Annotated in this window: 8 protein-coding genes; 1 reads left to right on the top strand and 7 read right to left on the bottom strand. The window is 42.8% G+C overall.

Features of this window, described 5'->3' with window-relative positions; genetic code table 11:
- Positions 1–456: 456 nt before the first annotated feature.
- From KSZ58_RS16295 to KSZ58_RS16270, 7 genes are all read right to left on the bottom strand, one after another.
- Positions 457–816, bottom strand: coding sequence for a hypothetical protein (locus tag KSZ58_RS16295; RefSeq protein ID WP_227761305.1), 360 nt, complete (start codon positions 814–816; stop codon positions 457–459).
- An 80-nt stretch (positions 817–896) separates the two neighbouring features.
- Entirely contained in the window at positions 897–1,019 is a 123-nt protein-coding gene (locus tag KSZ58_RS23255; protein ID WP_008818955.1) for a hypothetical protein, read from the bottom strand.
- An 85-nt stretch (positions 1,020–1,104) separates the two neighbouring features.
- Complete coding sequence (locus KSZ58_RS16290; protein WP_009269407.1) at positions 1,105–2,397, bottom strand: hypothetical protein; 1,293 nt, start codon at positions 2,395–2,397, stop codon at positions 1,105–1,107.
- A 141-nt stretch (positions 2,398–2,538) separates the two neighbouring features.
- Complete coding sequence (gene rsmB, locus KSZ58_RS16285; RefSeq protein WP_008818957.1) at positions 2,539–3,786, bottom strand: 16S rRNA (cytosine(967)-C(5))-methyltransferase RsmB; 1,248 nt, start codon at positions 3,784–3,786, stop codon at positions 2,539–2,541.
- Positions 3,783–4,562 (bottom strand): phosphatase PAP2 family protein, encoded by a 780-nt coding sequence (locus KSZ58_RS16280; protein ID WP_002608427.1) that lies wholly within the window; start codon positions 4,560–4,562, stop codon positions 3,783–3,785. Before KSZ58_RS16280 ends, rsmB begins: the two co-directional genes overlap by 4 nt.
- 10 nt (positions 4,563–4,572) lie before the next feature.
- The gene (gene priA / locus KSZ58_RS16275; RefSeq protein ID WP_008818959.1) at positions 4,573–6,741 is read right to left on the bottom strand and encodes a primosomal protein N'; all 2,169 of its coding nucleotides are present in this window, start codon (positions 6,739–6,741) and stop codon (positions 4,573–4,575) included.
- Between the two features lie 380 nt (positions 6,742–7,121).
- Entirely contained in the window at positions 7,122–7,466 is a 345-nt protein-coding gene (locus KSZ58_RS16270) for a hypothetical protein (RefSeq protein ID WP_008818960.1), read from the bottom strand.
- A gap of 114 nt (positions 7,467–7,580) precedes the next feature.
- On the opposite strand from KSZ58_RS16270, the gene KSZ58_RS16265 reads away from it, so the two are divergent.
- Positions 7,581–8,234, top strand: coding sequence for a Crp/Fnr family transcriptional regulator (locus tag KSZ58_RS16265; protein WP_009269408.1), 654 nt, complete (start codon positions 7,581–7,583; stop codon positions 8,232–8,234).
- The last annotated feature ends 389 nt before the right edge of the window (positions 8,235–8,623 follow it).

Here is an 8,623-nt window from a genome sequence, read left to right as displayed (position 1 = left end):
ACAAGGTCCTTGATCTGCTTTGTCGAAATAAAAGATGTGTTCATAGTATTTTTCCTCCTGTAAGTATGTTTCGTATCTACATTCTTACCCGCTTTTTACTATTTACACATCTTTTGCTATATTCCCGCATCTGCAGCTGCATTTCTCCATAATATCCTTTCAAATTTGTGCTTCATTAATCGAACAATTATGGATTTATGTATAGATTTATATATTGAATATTTTCTATATAAATAATAGATGATGATATTATTTGATATCAATGTGATGTAATGGATTCTCATAAGATAATCATCAATTGATATATCTCTTGTATATGCGCAAATATAATATACAATACTCAGCAGATAAAAAAATGCTAGCAATATATTTTTTTTAAAATATCTCGTTTTTCCCCACATCATAATTAACCTTCTCTCTCAATAAATGAGACAGAATTCCTCTGTCTCATTTATTTTACCATGGTGTAAATTGTACATCGACAGTAATATTATTCGGTTCAGCGCCCTGTGAGAAAACTCTTCCTCTGAACAAACTACCTGTTAAATAGACGCCCTGATCAATATCCAGAGGTTGGAGACTACTATTTAATTTTTTTTGTCCCTGTCTCGCAGCAGGATTTCCATCACTGTGACAAATTCTTCCATAAGCACCAAGCCAGGCACTGGTAACACCACTCATCTTTCCATTATTCGTAGCATTTACCTTCATTCTTGAACCTGTCATATCTGAACTTCCGCCACCAGGAATAGACAGTCTACCTTGATAATATTGAGCAGATGCTGCACCGACACCTATTGTTGTGAAAAATAACATACCTGTAAATATCAATGCGTATAATTTTTTTATAAATTTTTAAGTGCTTACTCTGGATGAAGGCTGCACTTTCCTCCTTTTTATTCCTCTATAATAATACCTCCACCTCTAGGTTGTATGCCTGGCCCTGTTATTATTCCTGCATCTGAACACAGAAACGCCAGGCATACAAACGGTAAAATAAGTTTTTTCACAGCTATCATTTTATTTTCCTCCTTATCTTATATAATTATTATAAATTACTCCTTAACGACATACAAGACATGCAGCTAATCATAAAAAATCTTCTTATTTTCCTCGTTTATTCATGATTCTCATCGATTTTTTCCGTACATATACATGATAATCATAGATTGCTTTATATCCTTTCCCGTTATCACACAATAACTCAAGCTCCTCCTCTAAAATTTTAAGATAGAGTTTATCATTTATTTCAAGAAATGGTAAAACCTTTTTTATTAGATATTTCTTTTGTTCTTCATTATTAACTGTTTCAAGATTATAAAAGAACACATATAATAACCAATCAACCATATCGCCCTTTGCAACATCATCCGTTATCAAGTATTGATGCGGTATTGGAAGCCTCAACATGCGATATGCATGAGAGATACAGATTTCGCAACGCACAAGCTTCCTGTCAGAAAGCTTAATAGCTTCCTCCAGATATTCAATACTATCCTCATATCTACCTGCATATAACAAAAGTGTCCCCATATTCATATAACCGGTACTTTTTTGACGCAAAGATAGTTCATCATTGGTCAATAGAAAATTTTTAATTTTCTCTATATATTTACATGCCATACTGATATCAATATCAATATAAGCTGCTATTAACTTCATATATAAATAATACAATTGAATCTTATTATTTGTTTCCTGAAACAGTTTCTCCAATTCTTTTCCAGTATCTAAAAAATTCAGTATTTTGCCCTTTCGTAAATCTGCATTCATTGCAAACAACTGATTGGATAACAGTTGCGATGCATGATACTCATATTTATTCAACACATATCCTATTTTTTCATCTTCATTATGATTCGCATATACATATAGATAATACATTGCCAATTGCTTCAAATCATTATGAAATACGGTAGTAATCGCATCAAGATGATAGAATTCACTTTCAGTGATGACTTGATCCATAGCACTGAAATATGCTTTTAAAATTTCAAACAGCCATAAGATTTCTTCATAGTAGAGAACCCCTCTACAAATTTCAAGCCTTCTACATGCTTTTTCCAACACATTTATGCTTTCCTTTTCTTTTCTAAAATCCATGAGTTTACATACCTGATGCGCTGTTTTATCTATAATCTGATTCCATTCATCGTCTTCCATCACTCGTTTGTTTAGTTTTTCTGCAGCAAATTCGTATATAACATCCCGTACCAACATACGTTGTTTTTCCAAACCGCAGTATAGCTTTGAAGAACATACAGGAAGCTTTGTATCGCTATTTGTATAAAATGCTGACTGTTGCCAAATACCTTCCCCTGTTTCCTTCAAATTCTGATTCCTATAATAGGGTATCAATATATTTAATTTCTGTTTATATGAATCCGTTAATTTCATATAGCATCATCCCTTTCCCCAAGCTAAATATAACATATAGCATATATAAAAAAAAGACAGAATTTTCTGCCTTACTCTATTAATACTATATTTAATGCTGTTAAGCTTTCATTATTTTATTAGGCGATACCATAATTTACTTCATGAAATCCTCTGCAGCTTCGCCATATAAAACCCATCCGTATGTGCAGTATACGGAAATATTGTTCGTTCCTCTATCAGGGTGAAGTTCTCATGCTCCTTTAAAAACGCCTGCACCTGCTTTTCGTTTTCTTTTTTATTCAGCGTACAGGTGGAATATACAAGAATCCCATGTTCCTTTACATGCTCGGCACTCTTTGCAAGGATCGCCTTTTGAATCGGAATCAGCGTATCCATATCACCGCTTTGCATATGAACCTTGATATCACTTTTTCTGGCTAATACCCCATATCCGCTGCATGGCACATCGCATAATACACGATCAAACAGAATTCCTTCGACTTCCTTGAGCTCTGTCGCATCCATAACCTGCGGTTTTAAAATCGTGATACCAAGACGCGCAGCACCCTCCCTGATCAGTTCTACTCTATGCTCATGAATATCGCCGCATACAATGCTGCCATCATTCTGCATCAGCTCAGCCATATGGTTCGCCTTTGTACCCGGTGCACTGCACACATCAAGAATCTGTTCTCCTTTTTGCGGATCCACGATACGTGCAATCAGCTGACTCGCTTCATCCTGTATGGAAAGCAGTCCCTGCGCATACCATGGTGTTGCGGCCAGCGATGCATCATACAGCAAAGCATCCTCACTCAGATATCCCTTTTGAAAGGAGGAATCCTGCTTCATCAGCTCATCTCTTGTTATTTTCCATGTATTTACGCGGGCAGCGTTTGGCTTTGTTTCCATATCCGCTTCACAAATCTTTTGTGCGTTATCCCAGCCGTACTGTGCCTTCCACATCTGTACAAGCCAGGTTGGATGAGAGGTCCTGATTGCCAGAGCTTCCTCCTCTTTGCCTGTGATTTCCCGCTTTCCTCTGCGCTGTACAGCGTGCAGTACAGCATTGACAAGCTTTGCCATGTTCCCATGAATCTGCTTCTTCGTGATTTCTACAGCATCATTGATAATCGCATAGGCGGGCAGCTTGTCCATGTAAAACAGCTGATACACACTCATATCCAGTAAAACACAAACCTCATCACTGGGCAGCTTTTTCACACAATCTTCCCACTGATAGCGGCACAGCCGGTAGTTTTGCAGAGTACCGTAAACAATCTGCGTGATCAGCCCCTTATCCTGCGGCTTGGCCTGATTCAGTCCCTTGCGCAGCAGCAGATTACTGTAGGTCTTATGTAAACAGATATCCCTCAGCATCGTATAAGCGATTCCTCTTGCGTTCATAAATATCCCCTCTTCCTGAAAAATTGTCGATAATACAGATAGCAGCCATAGGTGATCAGAAAGCCCATCGCTGTATCACTCAAAAAATGAGCACCCATAATCATGCGTGTCAGCGGCATGAAAAGAATTGCCGTTCCAATCAGCAGATAACGCCAAACGGACGGTTTCTCATACGGATTCTTTTTCCATTGCAGCCAGCACATAAGGGTTGTAAAGGCTGTTGTGTGACCGCTTGGAAAGGAATTGCTGCCAATCGATCCGCATGGCTTATACCATACACAAAACTGTGCGGCATCCTGCATATCGCGATAGCGGATACGTCCCCACGCCAGCTTGAGAATCGTCGTAATCAGCACCGCACTCAGCAGTACAAGTGTATAAAACACAAAAAATGAAAGATGCTTCTGTATCCAGTTATAGGGAATACGCTGTATCACTAGCTGCACAACAGCGATTAGTCCACCGCTTCCTGCAAGCAGGAGCAGTTGTACACCACTGTTCTGCAGGGAAACCCAGTAATGTAAGGCATCCTGCAGCATATAGTAGGATGCCGCATAGCCGATTAAAAGATAAAAAGCATTTTTCTTTACACGAAACAGCATCGCCATGGCAAGCACGGTCATCATTTGTACAGGTAGTAGTAAAAAGCGTTCAAATATCATACCTGTCATTGGAAGCGTCTGGTACAAGGTATCCGTGATCTGATAATCATAAACTGCACCGAAAGCTAACAGAAGCAGGGCCGCTCCCACCGGTATCCATTCTTTTTTCTGCATAACAGCCTCCTTAATCCAGCGCGACCGGAGATACATCGATATCCAGTCTGGCCTTTTCCTTTGCGGCGAGATGTGCATCATAAACCTCTCGGACACATTGCCCCAGCAGCTCCTGCTGTTTTCCCTTCAGCAGGATGCGCATACGCATCTCATCCTTGCGCTTTGTCAGCTGTGCCGGTCCCAGAATTCGATATCCCGCATGCGCTTCCAGCAGCTTTTTTGCTCTGGCGGCAGCCTTTGCGACCTCCTCCGGTGAGGTATGGGAAAAAATCATGGAGGCCAGATAGGTATACGGTGGATAGCCTGCAATATGCCGGTATTTCATTTCGTTCTGAAAAAAGGCTCGATAATCATGGTGCGCCGCACACTGTATGGCATAATGTGTTGTATCGTATGCCTGAATAATGACCTCCCCCGCCTTGGCACCGCGCCCGCTTCTTCCCACCGCCTGCTCCAGCAGATCGTAGGTCAGCTCTGCACTGCGATAATCACTGCGATTCAGCATGGCATCCCCGTTGATGATACCAACCAGTGTCACATTTTCAAAATCCAGCCCCTTTGCAATCATCTGTGTTCCCATAAGAATATCCGCCCTGTGCTCACCAAAGGCAGCCAGCAGCTCCTCGTGGGCATTTTTTTTCCCTGTCGTATCCGCATCCATGCGAATAATCCTGGCATCCGGAAATTTGATCTGAACAAGCTCCTCCAGCTTTTGCGTACCCAGCCCGAGATACCGCCAGGTATCACTGCCGCATTCGGGACAGTAATTCGGTACCGGCATCGTATATCCGCAGGTATGGCATTTCAGCTGTTTATCATCCTTGTGATAGGACATCGCCACCTCACAGTGCGGACACATTACGACATGGCCGCAGCCGATACAGCGAAGGATCGGTGTATAGCCTCTGCGATTCAGAAGCAGAAGTATCTGTTCCTTTCTTTGCAGCCGCTCATACATTGCAGCCAGCAGCTCATTGCTCAGCAGATAGCTCTCTCCCCGACCGACCGCCTTGCGCATTTCCACCAGCTTTACATCCGGAAAGCTGCCATTGATGCGGCTTGGCATTTCAATCAGCCGATAAACCCCCTTAATTGCTCTAGCATAGGTTTCCAGAGAAGGCGTGGCACTTGCCAAAACGACCAGCGCATGATGATGTCTTCCTCTTTGCAAAGCGATATCGCGACAATGATAGCGTGGAGAGGAATCCTGCTTATAGCTGGTATCGTGCTCTTCATCCATGATGATGACACCCAGATTATCAAACGGCATAAAAACCGCACTGCGTGTACCGACCACGATCTGCACCTGATGCCGGCGGACAAGCTGATACTGCTCGTATTTCTCCTGTGCATTCAATCCGGAATGATAAATTGCCACATGACTTCCAAAGCGCGCCGTTACCCGGTTTACCATCTGCGGAGTCAAAGAGATTTCCGGTACCAGAATCAGAACCTGCTTTCCCTGCTGCATGACAGACCTTGCCAGCTGCAGAAACACCTCTGTTTTCCCACTGCCGGTCGCACCATGCAGTAAAACAACCTCATGCCCGCTTACCTTCTGCAGGATATGCAGCGCCTGTTGCTGCTCCGGGTGAAGGGGCAGATCCTGCTGTGTGATTTCCTTTGACAAAAGTCGTGCCTGCACTTCTTTTTCATATACCTGTGCCAGCCCGAGCTCTACCAGCTTTTTACCAGGTGTTTTATAAATCTGATAAAACTGTGAGCGAAGCATTTCCTTTTCTTCCTGCAGTGCCTGTAATGCGGCACGCTGCTTTACCGTCAGCCCATCCCCATCTTTCACATAACGTATCCAGGCTTCCCTCTTTGCATGTCCATGCGTTGATTTTGGTTTCAGCTTTGCCGGAAGCATGCACTGGAAGCAGCTGATCATCGGTACGATACAGGTTTTCGCCATCCATTCACCGAGAGCAAACAGCTCCTCATTCAGCAGCGGTTCCTCATCAATCACCTTGTCAATCGGACGTATGGTGAAGCCGTATCCGGCAGCCTGCTGCTCCGTGATCGTTTCCACCTGCATAACAAAGCCGATAATCGAGGTTTTCCCGAATGGCACCTGTACACGAACTCCCCGCTGTACAGAAAAGCCGTCGCAGGCATAGGTAAAGGTATGGTCCAGATGCATGATGGGATGTTCAACAAATACCTGTGCTATTTTCATATGCCGCCTCCTGTTCGAATGGTATTATTTTATCACAAACCAAAGCAGAATCCTATGCTGCATACCATATTTATATAGGAACAATATCACACTGAAAAAAACAGATCTGCATATCCCGGATTCATACCGCGCATATGCCGCAGACACAGGCTGAAAGAATCGTATCCGCTTATCACTACCTGATGAAAGCTTCATACAGGACTAGTCATTAAATATTGAAATAACTTTCAGTTTGCAAGTATACTCTTTACTGTCCGTCATCGCTTTCTATACCTGCATCAGCATTTACTGTTTTTTTCAGTGTGCTACAAAGCGCTAGCTCATGAACCAAACATTGTAAACTTAAAAACGATCTGTCCATCACACAGACCGTTTTTCCTTCATCTTCTTTTAAACCGATAAATGCCGGTACAAAGCATTGCAAATATGGATACAACTCCAGCCAGCAGCCAGATTTCATTTCCAGTAGAATCAAAGGTATCCGCCGCTGTATGCTTCACAGCAGTCTGTGATTTTTCAGGACTGCTTTTCTGTACTCCAGCAGAATCAGCGTGTTCAAGCTTCGTATGTTCTGCTTTTACCTCATCCTTTTCAAAAATAACATGAATGGTATGATTTTCACTGACAGAAGAAAATGTATAGCTATCCAGCTGTCCCATAGATTTACCATCAACGACGACATCCTGTACATGATAACCCCTGTAAGGTTTAAAGGTATAACTCATGCTCTCTCCTGCCGTTACCTTTCCTGTACATTCTGTGTATACTATACAGGAAGCATGCAAAAGGACAACGCAAATTTCATATTTCTGCTATACTATTACTGAAAGGATGGAAATATGCATAATTACCTTGAAACACTTCCCTTCTGGAAGGAGCTTACAGATGACCAAAAGCAGCTGTTATCTACCCATATCATAGAGCGCAGCTTTCAAAAGGGGGACATTCTCAATCACGGCAGTCAGGAATGCACCGGTCTGGAAATGATGGTAAAAGGACAGGCACGTATTTTCATGATGTCACCGCAGGGGAATGAAATTACGCTGTACCGTTTATTGGAACAGGATGTCTGTGTATTGTCGGCAGCCTGTATGATTCATTCTCTGACCTTCACGGTCAGCATGGAGTTTGAAACGGATGCCGTGATCCTGCTCATTCCCAAGCAGATTCTGCAGATCGTTTCATCACAAAACTGCCGGGTAAAGGATTTTACGATGGAGCTGGTTGCGGATCGCTTTTCCTCCGTGATGAACACCATGCACGATGTCATGTTTTCCAGCAACGAGCACCGACTTGCCCAGGCGCTTTTAACACAGATGCAGCTTCAGGAAGCCGCTTCCCTTCAGCTCACACATGATACGCTGGCACATGAGCTGGGGACTGCCCGTGAGGTTGTATCCCGCCTCTTGAAGCAATTTCAAAGGGATGGTCTGCTTCAGCAATCCAGAGGCTGTATCACCATACTTGATGAGCAGCGGCTTACCCGCCTATAAAGTTGTTTATAAAAAGCGGGCAGAATACCCCCGCCTCAGTGGTCGATGAACGCTTGCTCTATAGCTGGCAGTAGTTCACTAAACATCATATTCTGCTGTATGGCATTTCGTTACACGCATGCAAACTGCTTCACCGACATGATGCTTTTACATCAGATATACAAAGTCAAAAAACGGCAGAAGGTGTTTCTGTCGTTTTTTTCAGCTGCTTGATTGTCATGCTTCCTGCGCATGTACAGATGTACAGGAAATTAGACCTTATGTAAGAATCTGCAACTGTCTCTTTCTGATATAACAGCCGTGACGGCCACTCTAAGATGCAGCCGATGGAAAAACTTGTATGGTGCAGCGGAAATCCCTTACAAACTTGGAGCGGATAACAGCTGCTA

The sequence above is a fragment of the Erysipelatoclostridium sp. DFI.2.3 genome (assembly GCF_019132535.1).
Taxonomy (GTDB): Bacteria; Bacillota_I; Bacilli_A; order Erysipelotrichales; family Erysipelotrichaceae; genus Clostridium_AQ; species Clostridium_AQ innocuum.
Note: the sequence above shows the minus strand (reverse complement) of the source record. Positions and strands in the feature narration are given on the sequence as shown.